The 18,214-nt window shown below is 42.8% G+C and carries 15 protein-coding genes; 9 read left to right on the top strand and 6 right to left on the bottom strand.

Translation table 11 applies throughout. The features are described from left to right. Window positions 1-134 precede the first annotated feature (134 nt). From H6G92_RS22655 to H6G92_RS22645, 3 genes are all read left to right on the top strand, one after another. Entirely contained in the window at window positions 135-1,883 is a 1,749-nt protein-coding gene (locus H6G92_RS22655) for an NAD+ synthase (protein WP_190895954.1), read from the top strand. Between the two features lie 239 nt (window positions 1,884-2,122). Beyond that, window positions 2,123-2,866 carry a toll/interleukin-1 receptor domain-containing protein gene (locus H6G92_RS22650; protein ID WP_190895952.1) on the top strand — a complete coding sequence of 248 codons (744 nt, stop codon included), beginning with the start codon at window positions 2,123-2,125 and terminating at the stop codon, window positions 2,864-2,866. A gap of 38 nt (window positions 2,867-2,904) precedes the next feature. Next, window positions 2,905-4,845 (top strand): tetratricopeptide repeat protein, encoded by a 1,941-nt coding sequence (locus H6G92_RS22645; RefSeq protein ID WP_190895950.1) that lies wholly within the window; start codon window positions 2,905-2,907, stop codon window positions 4,843-4,845. Between the two features lie 26 nt (window positions 4,846-4,871). On the opposite strand, the gene H6G92_RS22640 is transcribed toward H6G92_RS22645, so the two are convergent. Further along, window positions 4,872-5,009, bottom strand: coding sequence for a hypothetical protein (locus H6G92_RS22640; RefSeq protein WP_190895948.1), 138 nt, complete (start codon window positions 5,007-5,009; stop codon window positions 4,872-4,874). Between the two features lie 55 nt (window positions 5,010-5,064). On the opposite strand from H6G92_RS22640, the gene H6G92_RS22635 reads away from it, so the two are divergent. Continuing rightward, on the top strand, window positions 5,065-5,328 hold the full coding sequence (locus H6G92_RS22635; protein ID WP_190895946.1) for a hypothetical protein: 264 nt from the start codon (window positions 5,065-5,067) through the stop codon (window positions 5,326-5,328). 64 nt (window positions 5,329-5,392) lie between these two features. Here the strand turns inward: H6G92_RS22635 and H6G92_RS22630 are convergent, their stop codons facing one another. Continuing rightward, window positions 5,393-8,947, bottom strand: a complete 3,555-nt coding sequence (locus H6G92_RS22630) for a leucine-rich repeat domain-containing protein (protein WP_190895944.1) — start codon at window positions 8,945-8,947, stop codon at window positions 5,393-5,395. 237 nt (window positions 8,948-9,184) lie between these two features. Here H6G92_RS22630 and H6G92_RS22625 point away from each other — a divergent pair, with 237 nt between their 5' ends. Beyond that, window positions 9,185-10,093: a peptidoglycan-binding protein gene (locus tag H6G92_RS22625; RefSeq protein ID WP_190895942.1), complete on the top strand. Its 909-nt coding sequence runs from the start codon at window positions 9,185-9,187 to the stop codon at window positions 10,091-10,093. A gap of 124 nt (window positions 10,094-10,217) precedes the next feature. On the opposite strand, the gene hemJ is transcribed toward H6G92_RS22625, so the two are convergent. The 4 genes from hemJ to psbQ form a co-directional block, all read right to left on the bottom strand. Next, complete coding sequence (gene hemJ, locus H6G92_RS22620) at window positions 10,218-10,799, bottom strand: protoporphyrinogen oxidase HemJ (protein WP_190895940.1); 582 nt, start codon at window positions 10,797-10,799, stop codon at window positions 10,218-10,220. Between the two features lie 187 nt (window positions 10,800-10,986). Next, complete coding sequence (locus tag H6G92_RS22615) at window positions 10,987-11,838, bottom strand: alpha/beta fold hydrolase (RefSeq protein ID WP_190895938.1); 852 nt, start codon at window positions 11,836-11,838, stop codon at window positions 10,987-10,989. 129 nt (window positions 11,839-11,967) lie between these two features. Continuing rightward, entirely contained in the window at window positions 11,968-13,077 is a 1,110-nt protein-coding gene (locus H6G92_RS22610; RefSeq protein WP_190895936.1) for an NAD(P)/FAD-dependent oxidoreductase, read from the bottom strand. A 100-nt stretch (window positions 13,078-13,177) separates the two neighbouring features. Beyond that, a complete protein-coding gene (gene psbQ, locus H6G92_RS22605) occupies window positions 13,178-13,633 on the bottom strand; it encodes a photosystem II protein PsbQ (protein WP_190895934.1) in 456 nt (151 codons plus the stop codon). 361 nt (window positions 13,634-13,994) lie between these two features. Between psbQ and H6G92_RS22600 the strand changes: the two genes are divergently transcribed. From H6G92_RS22600 to H6G92_RS22585, 4 genes are all read left to right on the top strand, one after another. Next, window positions 13,995-14,423, top strand: a complete 429-nt coding sequence (locus H6G92_RS22600) for a hypothetical protein (RefSeq protein WP_181928534.1) — start codon at window positions 13,995-13,997, stop codon at window positions 14,421-14,423. 142 nt (window positions 14,424-14,565) lie between these two features. Further along, window positions 14,566-15,741 (top strand): alpha/beta hydrolase, encoded by a 1,176-nt coding sequence (locus H6G92_RS22595; RefSeq protein WP_190895932.1) that lies wholly within the window; start codon window positions 14,566-14,568, stop codon window positions 15,739-15,741. A gap of 196 nt (window positions 15,742-15,937) precedes the next feature. Further along, complete coding sequence (locus H6G92_RS22590; RefSeq protein WP_242059275.1) at window positions 15,938-17,377, top strand: NB-ARC domain-containing protein; 1,440 nt, start codon at window positions 15,938-15,940, stop codon at window positions 17,375-17,377. Continuing rightward, window positions 17,371-18,214: tetratricopeptide repeat protein (locus tag H6G92_RS22585; RefSeq protein WP_190895929.1), on the top strand; the 844-nt coding region annotated here is incomplete at its 3' end. The genes H6G92_RS22590 and H6G92_RS22585, both read left to right, overlap by 7 nt.

Here is an 18,214-nt window from a genome sequence, read left to right as displayed (position 1 = left end):
GTGTCCGAGAGGGGCTGGGGGAGAGGTCAAATAAGACTTGTCGAACTCACGTTACTTTGCAGAGTCAAAAGTCCTGAGTAACCTATTTTGACCCTTGACAAATGACAAATGACCAATGACTAATAACAAACAAAATGAAAATTGCGATCGCTCAAATTAATCCTACTATCGGTGATTTGCTTTTAAATGCCCAAAAAATCCTGGAAGCAGCACAACGAGCAGCATCTAGCGGTGCGCGTTTGTTGTTGACACCAGAACTTTCTTTGTGTGGCTATCCACCAAGAGATTTATTACTAAATCCAAGTTTTGTGGAAGCGATGGGCATCACTTTACAAAATTTGGCCCAGGATTTACCACCAAATTTAGCTGTGTTGGTAGGAACTGTTGAACAGAACCTCAACGCATCTATTAGTGGAGGTAAAAGTTTATTTAACAGCATCGCTTTGTTAGAAAATGGCGAGGTAAAGCAAATTTTTAACAAGCGACTTTTGCCTACTTACGATGTATTTGATGAACGTCGCTATTTTGAACCAGGCTTGCAAGCTAATTATTTCACTTTAGATAATATAGATATTGGCGTAACTATTTGTGAAGACTTATGGAACGATGAGGAATTTTGGGGCAAACGTAGTTATGCAGTAAATCCAATTGCTGACTTAGCAATTTTGGGTGTAGATTTGGTTGTAAATTTGTCTGCTTCTCCCTACACTGTCGGCAAGCAGCAGTTTCGTGAAACAATACTCAGGCATAGTGCAGTACGTTTTCAACAACCGATGATTTATGCTAATCAGGTTGGTGGAAATGATGACCTAATTTTTGATGGGCGTAGTTTTGCCTTGAGTCGTCAAGGTGAAATTATGTGTCGTGCTCGTGGCTTTGACACCGATTTAATGATAGTTGAATTTGACGAGGCACAACGGGATTTTCAATTAGGTTCTGTAGCACCTGTCTATGAGTCGGAAGATGAAGAAATTTGGCAAGCGTTGGTTTTGGGAGTGCGAGATTATGCCCGCAAGTGTCGCTTTTCAAAAGTAGTTTTGGGTTTAAGTGGCGGGATTGACTCTGCAATAGTAGCTGCGATCGCAACTGCTGCACTTGGTAAAGAAAATGTCCTTGGTGTTCTCATGCCTTCCCCTTACAGTTCCGAGCATTCCATCAGTGATGCTTTGGCATTAGCTGAAAATTTGGGGATTAAGACTAATCTTTTACCAATTGGCGAGTTAATGCAAGGCTTCGATCAAACGTTAGGCGATTTGTTTGCGGGTACTGAGTTTGGACTGGCTGAGGAGAATATACAGTCCCGAATTCGCGGTAATTTATTAATGGCGATCGCTAATAAATTTGGCTATCTGCTTTTATCTACTGGTAACAAGTCAGAAATGGCAGTTGGTTACTGTACTCTCTACGGCGATATGAATGGCGGGTTAGCAGTGATTGCAGATGTACCTAAAACCCGCGTGTATTCACTTTGTCATTGGTTAAATCGCAATAATGAAGTCATCCCGCAAAACATCTTGACTAAAGCACCCAGCGCCGAACTCAAACCAGGCCAAGTGGATCAAGACTCTCTACCGCCCTACGAAATTTTGGATGATATTTTGCAACGCCTGATTCACAATCACCAATCAGCAGCACAAATTGTTGCAGCCGGTCACGATCCGGTGATTGTAGACAGAGTAATCCAAATGGTGGCGCGGGCTGAATTTAAACGGCGACAAGCACCCCCCGGCTTAAAAATTACCGATCGCGCCTTTGGAACCGGTTGGCGAATGCCAATTGCTAGTAACTGGGTTGGTGTCAAAAACGCTTACCAGACTAAAAGCATAGCTACACCTACCTTAATCTGTTGGGATGGACAAGATGCTCATCCGCAAATCAAGTAATTAGTTATCAAACCTCTCCCAGCTTTGAAGTTTTATTCAAAACTGTCCCTTTCCGCATCGGAGAGGGACAGGTTTTGCGTAGTAAAACCAGGGAGAGGTCTTTTTATTAGGCAGATTAGACGGACACTATATAATCTGTCAAACTCACGTTAAATAAATATTCTCTATTTTGGCTTTTATTTTGGTAAAACTAACTTATCTACTCTAATACAGCTATTTAATCAAGTAAATTTAAGAATATGCCTAATGCGGTTAAAGTATTTTTTTCCTATTCCCACAAAGATGAAGTGTTACGTGACGAATTGGCAACTCATCTTAGCATGATGAAACGTCAGGGAGTTATTGAAGCTTGGCACGATCGCGAAATCACTGCTGGTAGTGAATGGGCAAATGCAATCGATGACAATCTGGAAGTTGCAGATATCATTCTCCTGCTAGTGAGTGCTAACTTTCTGGCTTCAGATTACTGCTATGACAAAGAAATGGCACGGGCAATGGAGCGACATGAAACACGGGAAGCTCGTGTAATTCCGATTATTCTCAAGCCGTCAGACTGGAATGGTGCGCCTTTTGGTAAACTGCAAGCACTCCCCAAAAATGCTAAACCGATCACAACTTGGCAAGACCAAGATGAGGCTTTTTTAAATGTCGCTCAAGGGATTCGCAGAGTAGTTGAAGATATTGCTAAATCAAAATCCTCTTCCCCAACTGCTTCTACAACTACTACACCTGCGACTTATAACCCTCCTGCAACTAGTGGGGGTTTAACTGAGCGCCAGCGTCGTCGGTTAGAGCAAGAACGGGATTCATTGCAACAACAGTATGACTTAGCTAGCACAAAATTAGGTCGCCTGCGCCAAGCATACGCCATTGAAACCGATGTATCTACAAAGTGGAAACTAGAAGTGCAAATTCAGGAAGCCCAAACAGAACAAAATAGATTAGATCAGCAGCTTGAGGAAATCGAGCAAAAGCTTTTGTAGTTTTCTTTTAAATCAGCTAGAGTCTTGCCATATCCTCTATGAAGTCTATTGAAGTTTTTATTTCTTATCACCAAAAAGATGAAGAACTGCGCGAAGAGCTAGAGAAGCATCTAGCAACTTTGCTGCGGGAACAAACTATTACCAGTTGGCACGATCGCAAAATCGTCGCTGGGCAAGAATTTAAAGATGAAATTAATAAGTCTCTTAAACGGGCTGGGCTAATTCTACTGTTGGTGAGTCCAGATTTTATTGCTTCAGACTATCACTGGACAGTTGAAGTTACACGAGCCTTAGAACAAAATGCCGCAGGTAAGGCTCGTGTGATTCCGGTATTGCTACGCTATGCAGATTGGGACAATCCTCCTATTGATAAATTGTCACCCCTGCCTAGTAATCGCAAACCGATAAAAAGCTGGAATGACCGAGATGAAGCATTCTTAGAAGTTGTCAAGGGAATTCGGCAAGAAGTGGCGCGATTAGTTGCTAGCTCGAATTACTCACCTCCCAAAGACAGTTCAGCAAACCAAAAGCCTCTTGCTCTCAAACCCGCAACAGATAATGCTCCATCTCAACCTAATAATCAAATTCAAACTGACTTAACGCTAGAACTTCCTCTGAGTATTGCTGAATTGACTTACGGTACAGAAAAGAAGATTGCGCTGGATGATGGCTCAATTACTGTGACTGTTCCATCTGGTTTTAGTCCTGGTAAGAAACTGCGAATTCGAGGTAAAGGTAAACTCAACCCGATAACCAATCAACGAGGAGATTTGTATCTCAAGGTTGTCAGTATTCAAAAGGTAGAGGTATCGCTGGAGGACTATCAGCAAAAATTGCGACGATATGAGCAAGAATTAATCAAAGTCCTGCAATGGGAGTATCCACTTAGCGAACACAGCCGTGAAGGGTTAAAGAATTATCAGCAGATGCTAAAACTCAGGGATGAGGATGTAACTCTGCTTGAAGAGCAAGTCACAGCACAAGAGCAAGAAAAGCGCCAAGATAAAGTTACAAGCCTGATTAACGAAGCAAATCGTTTAAACAAAGAGAAAAAGTTCGAGGAAGCAGCCGTCAAGTACAAAGCAGCCCTTCATCTTGACCCTAACTCTGTACTTGCTCACCATAACCTGGGATTTGTTCTGCACGAGCTAGGTAGGCTAGAAGAAGCGATCGCCAGCTACCAAACAGCCCTGCGCCTCGACCCAAACTTGGCAATGGCTCACAATAATTTGGGGGTTGTGCTGTCCAATCAAGGGAAGCTAGAAGAAGCCATCGCCAGCTACCAAACAGCCCTACGTCTCGACCCAAACAATGCAACCGTTCACTATCACTTGGGGTTAGCGCTGCAAGAACAAAGGAAGCTAGAAGCAGCGATCGCCAGCTACCAAGCAGCCCTGCGCCTTGACCCTAACCATGCAACCGCTCACAATAACCTGGGGTTAGCGCTGGAAAAGCAAGGGAAGTTAGAAGCAGCGAGCGCCAGCTACCAAACAGCCCTGCGCCTTGACCCAAATGATGCAATCGCTCACTATAACTTGGGGGGTGTGCTGAAAAAACAAGGGAAGCTAGAAGCAGCGAGCGCCAGCTACCAAACAGCCCTGCGCCTCGACCCAAACTTTGCAATGGCTCACAATAACTTGGGATCAGTGCTGGAAGAGCAAGGGAAGCTAGAAGCAGCGATAGCTAGCTACCGAACAGCCCTGCGTCTCAACCCAAACTATGTAACTGCTCACTATAACTTGGGGGGTGTGCTGGAAAAACAAGGGAAGCTAGAAGCAGCGATCACCAGCTATCAAACAGCCCTCCGCCTCGACCCAAACTTGGCAATGGCTCACAATCAATTGAGTTATGCACTATACAATCAAGGAAAGCTAGAAGCAGCGATCACCGAATTAGAAATAGCTGTTCGCCTCGATCCTAGTAGCGCTCTATTTCGTGAAAACTTAGAGTTCTTGAAAAATGAGAGGAACAGTTGTTAGGGGCGTTTATTAAGTTAATAAAATATTCATAATTTCAAAGGTAAGCGATCGCTTGTTGTTGAGGATGCGATCGCTCGATCTTCAAGCCTTACAATTATCACCTGTGAACTCGAAACTTGCACCTTGCAAGATGAATTACCGAGTAAAGAGGGCGATCGCTCCACCTGAAAACCTCATCATTCTACCTCTGAACACGAAGCTTCGACTTTGGAACAAGAATTGTCGAGCAAAAAGGGCGATCGTTCCACCTCAAAACCTCATCATTCTACCTCTGAACACGAAGCTTCGACTTTGGAACAAGAATTGTCGAGCAAAAAGGGCGATCGCTCCACCTCAAAACCTCATCATTCTACCTCTGAACACGAAGCTTCGACTTTGGAACAAGAATTGTCGAGCAAAAAGGGCGATCGCTTCATCTTCTACTCTCAGCATTTCAGTTTTGAACTCGAAATTTGGACATTAGAACACGAATTGTCGAGTTAAAAGGGCGTAGGTCTAGCCTGTTGGAGACATTGCTCAACCTCTGAGCTTAATCAATAGGTTATTTTTACTCATCTAAACGGTGTGCGATCGCATTCAGCAACTCCTCAAAGTCTGATTTGCTGTGAATATCAGGGGTGAGCGTGTTCATATCTTTTAGCAAGTTGGTGAGTTCGGCGATCGTGTTGCGAATCTCGGTGTATTGGTCAATTTCTTCACGAAATCCCTGCAAATTAGCTGCGGAAACCCCTTTCATAGCTTCATCTAATTCTTTAATTTTGTCTTCCCAATGCTTAATATATTTAATTCTTTCAATAGGATTATAAATTTGGGCATCTGCCAACACAATCGGGAAAATTCGATCATAAAATTTACCATTTTTAGCAATTTGCACTAGCTCAAACATACAATTGGGAGACTTTAAATATTTGTCGCTAATAACTGCGATCGCACATTTACCGCGTCCAATCCGTTTCATGAAGCCTTTAATTAGTCCTTTGTAGCCCAAATCGCGTTTGTCGCGGATAATTTTAATTCCTTTTGACTGCAAAGTTTCATCCAATTGATTGACAAATTGCTCACTTTCTCCACCCCAAGCATAAGAGATGAAAATTTCCTTCTCGAATTCCATTGCAGATTGACTATTTATGATGGGTTTTTCTTCTTGATTGCTATCTCGTAACCGATGCGTCAATAATTCATCTCGCTTTCGTTCTAGTTCATTTTGCAACTGTGCAACCTGGGGGTTGAGTTCCTTATCTGGTCTATCGGTTTGGAACATAACATCATCAATTAACCTGCGGACATTTACCATTTGAAAGCTTTTCCTGCATTGAATTAGGTAAGCACTATGATCTAGGAAATCACGCAGTTCGTTCAGAGGATAACTATAAGGAGTTTGGCTACCTTCACATTTTTCGCAATTACAAGGAACTAGGGTTTGATATTGCAAGCGTTCATAAGAGTTGTGGATTTTTTCGAGTTCATAGGTGATGACAGCCATCAACTCTTTTTTGCGGTTTCCGGCTACACGAATTTTAATTTCCCGTTGATTGTAGTTTTCAATGATTTCAGCACGAGTTTGGTCTTTGTGGAGAACAACACCGTTTTTCCAAACAAGTTTTTGCTGTTCAATCCAAGGGTGTGTCTCGACAATAAAACGGGTGAGGATGCCTTTGGGCATGAATGTATAGGTGTAGCGTAGGATTAGGTTATTGCGATCGTCCCAGGTATAATTAGCTTTTTTAATGGAGAGCAATTGAGGTGCAATATAAATATCACGGCGATCGCGGATTTCGTAGCAAAGCTTGAACCGCATCATTAATTGCAGGAGTTCATCTCGCATATCTGCATATTCGTCGTCTTGCCAAATATCTTTGAGGTTTTCTTTGGTAAAACAACCTAGCTCTTGCTTGACAGTTTGACTGTCCAAAACTTTGTAAACGGCAGTTGTCCCCCATTCCGGTTTAAGGATGACGTAGTGTTTGAGTGTAGAATCGTCTTGAAAGTGAAGGCAAATGCCAAGGTCATGTAAATAGCTACTCAAGCGCAGCATATCTTTACGGTCAGTTAAATTATTGACTCGGCAAAGGTTACAGTATTCTTCAAAGCTGATGTAATTTCGGGAATCGTTCTCTAGAGCGGCTCTGACTCTTACCCAGAGTTTTGGTAGAGGTGTACCAACATGGTCAAGATTGGTGATGTAAAGTTGAATAACCTTTTTAATCTCTGCCAAACCGCGATTATCAGCCAAATTGGTTGCTAGAATTTCCTTGAGGTTGTCAAATTCTCCTCGTAACTGCCCTCCATCAACTTCGCACTGACGGCCTTGTTTTTCGTTTTTGATGATGATAACTGGACTTTTGTCGCTCAAGAGTTCGACAACTTTCAGCCACCAGTAAAAGTCAGTGTTTTCTTTGCGAGTATCGGCAACTAAGGCATAGAGAGAACGCTTGCTGAGAAAAAACTGATGAGTTTGATGGTAGATTTCCTGACCGCCAAAATCCCAGATGTTGACGCGAAAATCTTTGCCATTGGGTAGTATAAAGTCCCACCGGATGACTTCAATACCTTCCGTTGATTCCTCATCTGCCTGGAGTTCGTAGGTTTCATCGCTGATTTTTTTGGCTAAAGAGGTTTTCCCGGCTCCTCCCTCGCCAACAATCAAGAATTTTACCTCATAGAAGGGTTCGGTTTCGGTTGGATCTTGCACCCGAAAATAGAAATCGAGAATTTCATTCACATCACCCGGATCTTCAGATAAATTCTTCGACCCCAAAATCTCAGGTGGAATGGGGAGTGGATTTCTACGAAGATCCAGTTTTTTCAGGTTTGGCAGTTGCCCAAATTCCGGTGGCAGACTGCTCAGTTGATTGCCGCTGAGATAGAGGGATTGCAGGTTGGTGAGTTGAACTATTTCCGCTGGCAGAGTACTCAGTTTATTACTGCCAAGATATAGGGATTGCAGGTTGGTGAGTTGGACTATTTCCGGTGGCAGACTGCTCAGTTGATTGTTGTAGAAGTCAAGGTATTGCAGGTTGGTGAGTTGGACTATTTCCGGTGGCAGACTGCTCAGTTGATTATTGCTGAGGTGGAGCGATATCAGGTTGGTGAGTTGTCCAAATTCCGCTGGTAAACTGCTCAGTTGATTGTTGTAGAGATCAAGATATTGTAGATTGGTGAGTTGTCCAATTTCCGCTGGCAGACTGTTCAGTTGATTGTTATAGAGGTCTAGGGATTGCAGATTGGTGAGTTGTCCAATTTCCGCTGGCAGACTGTTCAGTTGATTGAAGCGGAGATCAAGATATTGTAGATTGGTGAGTTGTCCAATTTCCGCTGGCAGACTGTTCAGTTGATTGTTGTAGAGGTCTAGGGATTGCAGGTTAGTGAGTTGTCCAAATTCCGCTGGCAGACTGTTCAGTTGATTTCTGCTGAGGTCGAGGTATTGTAGGTTGGTGAGTTGGGCAATTTCCGCTGGCAGGCTGCTCAGTTGATTGCCGCTGAGGTAGAGGTATTGCAGGTTGGTGAGTTGTCCAAATTTCGCTGGCAGACTGCTTAGTTGATTGCCGCTGAGATAGAGGTATTTCAGGTTGGTGAGTTGTCCAAATTTCGCTGGCAGACTGCTCAGTTGATTAACGCTGAGGTGGAGCGTTTGCAGGTTGGCGAGTTGGACAATTTCTGCTGGCAAACTGCTCAATTGATTACCGCGGAGGTCGAAGGATTGCAGGTTGGTGAGTTGGACAATTTCCCTTGGCAGATTGCTCAGTTGATTACTGTAGAGGTAGAGGGATTGCAGGTTAGCGAGTTGTCCAATTTCCCTTGGCAGACTGCTCAGTTGATTTCTGCTGAGGTTGAGGGATTGCAGGTTGGTGAGTTGTCCAAATTCTCCTGGCAGATTGCTCAGTTGATTGAAGTTGAGGTTGAGGGATCGCAGGTTGCTGAGTTGTCCAATTTCCGCTGGCAGAATCCTCAGTTGATTGAAGCTGAGGTTGAGCGATCGCAGGTTGCTAAGTCGTCCAATTTCTGCTGGCAGTGTTGTGAAACTTTTGAATGAAAGGTCTAATTCTGTCACCTTATCTCTGACAGCTTGTTCAATAATTTGCAGCAGTTCTTCGTTAGTCATTTGGGGTTTTACAGAGGCGATGCCTGACGACGATTTGCTGCTTGAACGCGCAGCAGAGAAATTGAGCTAATTAATAATGTAGCCTGTATGAAGTATTGCATTGAGGCAATGTGCGTCGTCGTAGATATCGCAGACTCCAGCTGACATCATATTTTACGTTAGAGTATAGTTTTAGACGACATCAAGTTTTAAAATGATGTTTATACTTAGAAGTAAGTAAATGAAAGCAGGTGCATAATGAAACTACAAGATTTCTTGGGAAAAGATGAGAAATGGGCATTTGATGCGATCGCAGAAGATGCAGACTTGGCTCGTCAGATTCAGATATTGTTAATCGGCTTAGGTTTGCTAGAACCTCCAGCCGATGGTAAATTTGGCCCTGTTTCTGTGATATCTCTCAAAAAATTTCAAGAATTAATAAAGACTGAAGAGAGTGGCTTTTTAGGAGCAGTCACAGCCAAAAAACTGATTGAAACCAAACCAGACGATCTTCCTAAACCCCCTTTAAAACTTGGTAATGACATTGCCAGCAGGATTGTAAAATACTTGCTATCTAAAAATTATGAGGTATTCACCAATCCAAAAGAATACAACATTGTTTATGTAGAGGGTATAAATGCAGACTGGACTCTTAACAATGATGCAGCCAACGAATTTAATGATCGGCGGATTGTGATTGAAGTAGTAAATGGTGTTCCCAAAATCGTAGATCATTGGGAAGCTACTACAGAACCAGGGAAGTACTACACCTATAAACCGATGAATTCCAAAGGAGCGGCTAGGATTCAATTTGGACAATACAAAGCTTGGGCTGTTGGCACCCACGGCACAGCAGAGCCTCACGAAGCATTAGTGCAAGTTGGAGATATAACTGTTTGTAGAGATTTCAACAAAGATTTTAAACGGACTGGCGACAAACTTGATACAGGTGATAATTTTTATGTGAATCAACACTACGGCTTTGATTTTCCCCGGAATGATATTCGCCTTGCTAGTGCGGGTTGTTTGGTGGGACGTACTCGTGAGGGACATAGAGAGTTTATGGCGATTATTAAACAAGACCGCCGTTATGTCGCTAATCGCAAATATACTTTTTACACTAGTGTGATTCCTGGGGATGATTTACTGAAAACGTTTCCAGGATGAGGTAATGCTTAATTGGTAGCACGGCTATTATAAGTGTCAAGTTAAAGTGAAACACAAAACCTATCCCTCTCCGAGTCGGAGAGGGACAGACTTGAACTAAAGTTCAAAGTAGGGAGAGGTTTGTTTAACTTTGTTCTTGTGGTTGCCCTATCTGCGCCGTCAATTTCTCTTTATCCTGCCTACGTTTTTTGGCGTAAAGTTGAATAGTGACTGCCATCAAAATAATCATGGCGAAAATAGCCCAAGCAGCGATATCTGTAGGTAGATTATTTTTAAACACGGCCAGCAGGACGATCGCTACTAACATAACTGTGGGTGCTTCATTTAGAGCACGTAATTGCTGACCACTCCAGCGACATTCATCTACTGCTAATTTCTTCATCAGCCGAGCGCAGTAATGATGATAGCCAATTAAAGTAGCAACAAACAGCAGTTTTATATGCAACCAACCCTCTTTTAAAATATCCGGTTCAGTGCTTACTAAACCTATGGCCATTGCGATCGTCACAAACATTCCTGGGTTAGTGATGATATAGTAGAGGCGCTTTTCCATAATTTGATACTGATTTTTCAGTATCGTTCTTGCTGGTTCAGGTTCAAGGTTCGCTTCAACGTGATAGATAAAAAGACGTACCAAGTAGAACAAACCAGCGAACCAAACTACAAATCCGACAATATGAAAGGCTTTAAACCATGAATAAGCCATTAATCCTAAACTCCTTTACTTGTGGTTGTGATCCATTTTTAATGGTAATAATAAGTTCACAAATGCAGGCGGGGATAACATTATAATTCTGGCAAAAATTCAGAATTAATTTCTTTGCCACAGATAAATCATCGTGTTTATCTGTGGTTTCATTTTTATAATATCGATTTTTGCCAAAAGTATATTGTCAATGAGCATCTTTACGACGCACAAAGGGTAGAAGGTCTTCCAAAATCGCCTCGTGGTAGTGTTCTTGAGGATAATGTCCGACGTTATTAAGTTTTATTAATTCGGTATTTGGTACGGAATTGGCAAAGTTTTCGGCAATATCTACAGGTAGCCAAGGGTCAATCATCCCCCATTGAATCAGAATTGGCTGTTGCCATTCTTTAAAGCCAGATTCGATTTCTTTCATTGCTGAATCAAGCTGTAAATTGCGAATACTTGATAAGAGACTCCGCCCAGATGAAGAACTTTTCAAAAATGGTTTTCGATAAATATCTAAATCCTTATCTCCTATGCGATAACGGCTTCCACCTTCTAGAGTTCGGTCAACTAATAGGGGATCTTGGGTCATAACTTCACCTGCTAAAGGTAAACCCATTTGTTTGATTTTCCAGGGTAATTTGGCAGCAGTTGAAATTGGTGTATTTAAAATAGCTAAATTGGCAATTTGTTCTGGATGACGCAAGGCATATTGTAGCCCTACAGAACCTAAAAATCCTTGGACAACTAAAGAAAAATGTTCAAGTTCTAACGCTTTAATAAATCCTTCTAAAGCTGTGATAAAAGCATCGGGAGTGTAAGCAAAATCTCGTTTTTCTGGTTTTGCAGAAAAGCCATAACCAATCCAATCTGGAGCGATCGCTCTTGTACCTTGACTCCCTAAAGCAGGTATAATATGACGCCAACTGTAACTTTGTGAAACTAAGCCGTGTAGCAACACCACAGGCGCTAAGTCAGTTCTGCCAATTGGTGAAGATTCCCGATAAAACCATTCCAGTGAATCTACATTGATTTTATGTTCTGTTATTGACACGCTATTTTCCTATGGATTTTGAATGTAGAAGCCTTATACAAAGGCACAAAGATAAAAAGATGTTTTTATAAAAGGGATTGGGCATGAGTTATTCTTTCTCTCCCTGCTTTCCCTGCTCCCTCATCTCCCTCATCCCCGCACTCCCTGAGGAATAATCATCTCACGAATCGCATAAGCTGTAGCGGGTGCTAGTAAAACGCCGTTACGATAGTGTCCGGTAGCTAGGAGGATGTTACTAAACCCTGGCAACTTACCAATAACTGGGGCTGGTCGTCCTTCAGGACGGGGACGTAACCCCGACCAAGTGCGGAGAATAGTTGCTGTGGCTAACTCTGGGCAAAATGCGATCGCTTGTTTTCTAACAGATTCCAGCAGTTCTTGATTTGGCGGTATCTCATCGCCATTGCTGGGAAATTCTACAGTTGCGCCTACCCAATAATCTGTGCCGCCTACAGGAACAATATGGACATCATTACCCGTTATCGCTGGCTGAAAGTCGGGATTGCCTAATGGATGCCCTACACGCATTTGCAACGCTTGTCCAAGCACAGGGCGGATATCAATTATCTGATTTAATTTTGCCGTCAGTGGTGTAGAACCTAACCCTGCTGCAATTACAAACCAATCAGCGGCTATTTTTCCTTCCGTCGTCTCAAGTTGATTGCAAAATTGTAGAGAAGATTCAGGTGTTGAGGTTTGGGCATCGAAAACAGTCACGCCAAATTTGAAAGTTACACCATTTTGCTGGGCAGCTTCAACTAAAGCTAATGTGAGAGCAGTTGGATCGAGTTGGCGGTCTTGGGGAGAATAGACAGCGCCAGTAATTTTTTCACAATCCACTTGAGGACAAATATTTTGGAGTTTAGCGGTGTCCCAAATTTCTAAATTCCAGCCTTGAGAGTGGCGAATTTCTACAAGTTTTTCCCATGCTGCTAAATTCTCCTCTTCCAAACCAAGACTGAGAATTCCCTGACGATTAAAAGGGATTTTGCGACCTGTTAAAGCTTCTAATTCAGGAATCAAGGTTTCATAGCGTTGGACGCTAGTTTGTCGCATCTGCCAAGCTTTACCCTTGATTTTTTGGCTGATTACGCCCATCAAAACGCCAAGTGCAGCGCCCGTGGAAGCTTGGGCTGGTGGTTGGCGATCGCAAACTGTAATTTTCAGCCCTTTTACTAGACTCAGTTCATAGGCGATCGCAGCCCCAACCACACCACAACCGATAATAACTACATTCATGACTTGTGCTTAAAATAAAAAGTTAGGAGTTAGAAGTGAGAAGTTAAAAATTCTAACTCCTAACTCCTAACTCCTGTACAGACGCGATTAATCGCGTCTCCTAACTCTCTTCTTTCTTAGGAAGCAGATCGAGGAATTTGTCAATCTCTGCGAAAGCAGCTTGGGATTGATTCAAGGCAACTAGAGGATTGCCAGCACTAGTAGCTTTATCGAGTTTAACCAGGTCGTTAAAAAAATCTCGTGTTATTTGACGTGCTTTGGGTTGGTCTTTGGGTAGAAGGTTGGGAGTAACATAAGTCAGATTCAGCTTTGCTTCCGTTATCGGCCCATGTATAAAGTTACGCACATTGATCCAATCACCTTTTTTAATCAGGGTTGTCAATTCTTCTGAGCGATCGCGCACAGCTTTGATTTCAGGAACATAAGCCTGAATTTTTTCAAGTTGTACTGCTGTGTAAGTCGGAGGTGCGATCGCAACACCAGGGCCACCACAACTAATGAGGAATGTGGCCAATAGTACTAGGAAAAATGAAAAAATCGAGCGTTGACGCACCATATATTGAACTTAATTGCTTTTGGTTTACCGATTAACAGTGTCATTTTAGATCGCTAGCGCAGTCAATTGTTCTTGTCAGCCAAGGATTTTGCAGAAAATCTTGATATTTTTTCCAAAGGGCAGAGTTCCGTCTGCTTTTGAAGAATTTTTAAGTACAATTACTTAATAGGTGTTAGCCAGTCCCAAAAAGAAGTGATTTTTGGCATCTGTTTAGTAACGAGGATTGTTAGGGAAGGATGATTTAGAGTTGCTAAATATCAAAGCTCTTGATAAGCTGAAACACCAATAATATAAGCCTTCTGGCGGTTTTTCTGTCTTCACATCCTTGAAGATGCCGACGCAATTATAGGAGTGTTTTTTAGTGAACGCAGCTGAACAGGCAACGAACCTTGAACTCGCCAGCAACATTGCTACGGTAGTTAATTTGTTCAAATTCGAGTTTCCTGATGCCAAATCTGATCTCAAACCCTGGAAAAATGACCCGGAAACTAGGGAGTTAGTCGATCCAGATTCTATAGATATTGGCTTTCACTTTCCTGGTATCAGCAAATCTTGGCGAAGTCGTAGTATTTTAATTCAAATCCGATTTTATCAAGATCCCATCAATAATTCCCGGCGTGCGATCGGCGTGGAGGTAGCTGGATTCGATCATCGCGGTGAAGCGTGGCGACTTTCTACGGTAGAAAACTGGAGTGTTGTCGGCGCATCTTCGCCTTCTGGTGAAATTGAGGATAAGCTCAAACAAATTTGCCGACAGATTTTAGAAGTATTTAATAAGCCAAGTGAATGAAGGGGGCAGGAGGCAGGAGGCAAGAGGCAGGAGGCAGGGGGCAGGAGGAAACCTCTCCCATATTCGCGCAGCGTCTTGCAGAGAACATCTTGCTTGCAATTTTTAATTAATAATTTTTAATTTTTAATTGGAGCGAAGCGACTTGACTACCGTAATATTTGTACATGGCACAGGCATTAGAGAACGAGAATACAACGAAACTTTTCAGATAATTGAGCAAAAGATTCACGCCCAACGTCCTGATATCAAAGTTTCTCCCTGCCTTTGGGGTGCATTAGGTGCAAAGTTCAATGATAATCGGGCATCAGTACCCTTGGAAAATGCGACACTGGCTTTGTCTCAAGGAGAAGAAGACGCAGATATTGTACTGTGGGGGCAATTATACCGCGACCCTCTGTATGAATTGCGGCTGTTGTCTTTGAAACCTGTTGAGTCAGGAAATCCCTTTGGGGAAGAACCAGGGGATGTTTTACAATCTCGTGTAGCCAGTCTCACTCCGGGATCTCAACTGGAAGCTAAGTTGCAAGAGGTGGGAATTGCAGAGGTATTTGAGCCAGCACGAGAGGCGGTTATCCACAGTGAACCGTATCATCAGGCGTTGCTCACAGTTTCCGAATCTGATTTGAGTGAATATTATGCACCAATAGCTAGAGCAATTGTGGCTCAAGCAATGTATATTAGCGAACTGCAAGAAAAATTTCCCCCCATACTCACCGATGCCCAATTGCGCGATAAAGTTGTGGAATTGCTGACTCTGGCTTTGGGAGAGGCGGAGTTAGGATTGGGTGGCTGGTTCTTAAAGCCATTTGTTGAACTAGCGCAGCACGGCGGAACAAATTATATCAGAGGAAACCGCCTTGAGTTAACTGATAAAGTTTCGCCTATGCCTGGTGATATTTTGTTGTATCAGACGCGGGGTGAAAAAATCAGGGCGTTTATCCAGCAACAAATTGCCCAAGCAGAACCGCCAGTGGTTTTAATCGCCCATAGCTTGGGAGGTATCGCTTGTGTAGATTTGCTAGTGCAGCAGCAGTTGTCTCAGGTGGAATTATTGGTAACAGTTGGTTCCCAAGCACCATTTTTATATGAGATTAACGCCCTCTACAGCTTAGAATATGGGCAGTTATTGCCTGAGCATTTCCCGCAATGGTTGAATATCTACGATTTACGGGATTTTCTCAGTTACGTGGGTAATAAAATTTTCCCTGATAGAGTGCAGGATGTGGTAGTGGATAGCAGACAACCGTTTCCCCGTTCCCACGGTGCTTATTGGACAAATGCCAAAACCTGGGAGGCGATTATTTCGAGGTTGCCATAATGGTTTACCCCACCCTAACCCTCCCCTTGTAAAGGGGAGGGAACTAGATTTCTTTTTTCCCCCCTTTCCAAGGGGGGATTAAGGGGGGTAATTCAAGTGTGTACACCGTAGATTTCCTGCTAGAGAAAGGGGTTAGGGGATTAGGGGGTTAGATCATTTTCCATAGGAGGTGAGAAACTAAATCATCATGCAGTTGATGGCTAAACCTGAGCGGACTTTTGGGTTAATTGTGGGTATTGAAAAGTATCACGAAACTGCTTGGAACGTGCCAGGTGGAGGGCCAGCCGATGACGCGCTGAAATTTGCTCATTGGCTGCATCAGCACGGTGTACCTAAAGAGAATATCCGGTTATGTTTATCAGCACTGCAAGAAAATCATCAGTTAATTGGAGAATGTGGGTTAACTGTAGAGTTAGCAACAGAGCAAAATATCTCCGATATTGTGACTAACTTTTTATCCCCAAAGTCGGGGGATTTACTTTACATTTTTTGGGCGGGACATGGTTTGATTACCTCAGAACGAGAGCGTCGGTTGCTTTGTGCTGATGCAAATAAACAGAATTGGCAGAATTTAGATTTGAATTCTTTATTAGTTTTGTTGGGTTCCGATAATTTTCAGATTCGTAATCATATTTGTATTATTGATGCCTGTGCCAATTATGTTTTAGAGTCGAAGGGAAGACCAACTAATTTAGGTGGCAAAGCTTTTTTAAGTGGTCAGCCAAAGCAAGATAGTCAACAATTTGTGTTACTGGCTACGCGAGAAGGAGAGACAGCTAAGGTAAATTCGGAAAATAAAACAGGATACTTTTCTCAAGCTGTGAGAGAGGCTTTAGCGGCAGCTAATGGGACTTTTCCCCCGAATATGAGGGAAGTTACTGAGGCAGTTAAGCAACGATTTATTAGTTTAGATAAAAAACAACTGCCGACTTATTTTTATTCCCGCAGTTGGGATGGAGATATTGAAAAATCTCATTTCAACCCGTTTGATATTCCGCATAATATCCCACAGAGTCAAGCTCGTAAGTTTGTTGGCAGGGATGAGCAAATAGAACAATTACGTCAGCTATTGCAAACAAATGATGTTGTAGCAATTAGCGATGTGACTGGACAAGGTGGCGTGGGTAAAACAGAGTTAGCTATTCAATACTCATGGCAATATTTAGAAGATTATTCTGGTGGGTGTTGTTGGTTAAATCCCCAAGGAACTGATTTGGGAACCCAGTTAGTAGAGTTTGGAGTTGTGAATTTACCCAACTTTAATCCGCCGGATGGTTTAAGCCTAGCAGGTCAAGTTAATTATTGCTGGAAGAAGTGGCAAGCTGGCAAAGTTTTATTAATATTTGATGATGTCAAAGACTGGAAGCTAATTCAACCCTATCTACCACCTAAAGGTTCTCGGTTTAAGGTGTTGATTACCACTCGTCAAAACACAGGGTTAGCATATCCATCACTGCCGTTAGGTAAATTGTCAGCAGATGCAGCCTTAGAATTATTAACGACTCTGCTGGGAAAAGATAGGGTTGAGAAAGAATTAGAATTTGCTAAGGGACTTTGCCAATTTGTGAATTATGTACCTGTTGGACTTTACCTAATAGCAGGACTGCGGCAAGAGCCAGGGAGCGAATCATGCTAGCAGACATTCTCGCACAGCTACAAAAGCAAGCATCAGCAGGTGAGTCTGGTGTAGCAGCAGCTTTTGAGTTGAATTGGCAAAGCTTGGAACCAGAGGCGCAAAAATTGGCTTGTCTGTTGAGTTTGTTTGCTTTGGCTCCTATCCCTTGGTCTTTGGTAGAATCAGCAGCAAGTGCTAGCTCTTTGGAATTTGACCTCAAAGCTAACTGCGCTGTTTTAGTTGAGCGTTATCTGCTGCAAGAATTGGCAGAGGACACCTACCAAATCCATGAACGCATTCGGGAATTATTGCAGCAGAAGTTAGAAGATTTGGCTCAAGCAGATGAACTCAAGCGTGGCTATTGTCAAGCAATGGTAGCCGTAGCAAAAAATATTCCTCAGACACCAACATTGATAGACATTGCTCAAGCAACCCTGGCTATCCCACACATTGAAGAAACTGCTACAGTTTACCAAGCTTGGTTAAGTGATGATGATTTAATCTGGCCTTTTTTGGGCTTGGCTAGATTTTACGAAGGTCAAGGAGCCTACGCGCAAGCTTTACCTTGGCGTGAACAAAGTTTATCAGCTGCTAGAAAACGTTTCGGGGATGAACACCCGGATGTGGCAACTAGCCTGAACAATTTGGCATTCCTCTACGATTCACAGGGAAGGTACAGCGATGCCGAACCTTTGTATATTGAAGCTTTGGCGATGATAAAACGTCTGCTGGGGGATGAACACCCGGATGTGGCAACTAGCCTGAACAATTTGGCATTCCTCTACGATTCACAGGGAAGGTACAGCGATGCCGAACCTTTGTATATTGAAGCTTTGGCGATGATAAAACGTCTGCTGG

The sequence above is a fragment of the Nostoc foliaceum FACHB-393 genome, assembly GCF_014698505.1.
Lineage (GTDB): Bacteria > Cyanobacteriota > Cyanobacteriia > Cyanobacteriales > Nostocaceae > Nostoc > Nostoc foliaceum_A.
Note: the sequence above shows the minus strand (reverse complement) of the source record. Positions and strands in the feature narration are given on the sequence as shown.

Coding starts and splice junctions, on each gene's coding strand:
- H6G92_RS22650 (WP_190895952.1), top strand. CDS start 2,123: ATGCCTAATGCGGTTAAAGTATTTTTTTCCTATTCCCACAAAGATGAA.
- H6G92_RS22645 (WP_190895950.1), top strand. CDS start 2,905: ATGAAGTCTATTGAAGTTTTTATTTCTTATCACCAAAAAGATGAAGAA.
- H6G92_RS22590 (WP_242059275.1), top strand. CDS start 15,938: ATGGCTAAACCTGAGCGGACTTTTGGGTTAATTGTGGGTATTGAAAAG.
- hemJ (WP_190895940.1), bottom strand. CDS start 10,799: ATGGCTTATTCATGGTTTAAAGCCTTTCATATTGTCGGATTTGTAGTT.
- H6G92_RS22655 (WP_190895954.1), top strand. CDS start 135: ATGAAAATTGCGATCGCTCAAATTAATCCTACTATCGGTGATTTGCTT.
- H6G92_RS22625 (WP_190895942.1), top strand. CDS start 9,185: ATGAAACTACAAGATTTCTTGGGAAAAGATGAGAAATGGGCATTTGAT.
- psbQ (WP_190895934.1), bottom strand. CDS start 13,633: ATGGTGCGTCAACGCTCGATTTTTTCATTTTTCCTAGTACTATTGGCC.
- H6G92_RS22610 (WP_190895936.1), bottom strand. CDS start 13,077: ATGAATGTAGTTATTATCGGTTGTGGTGTGGTTGGGGCTGCGATCGCC.
- H6G92_RS22630 (WP_190895944.1), bottom strand. CDS start 8,947: ATGACTAACGAAGAACTGCTGCAAATTATTGAACAAGCTGTCAGAGAT.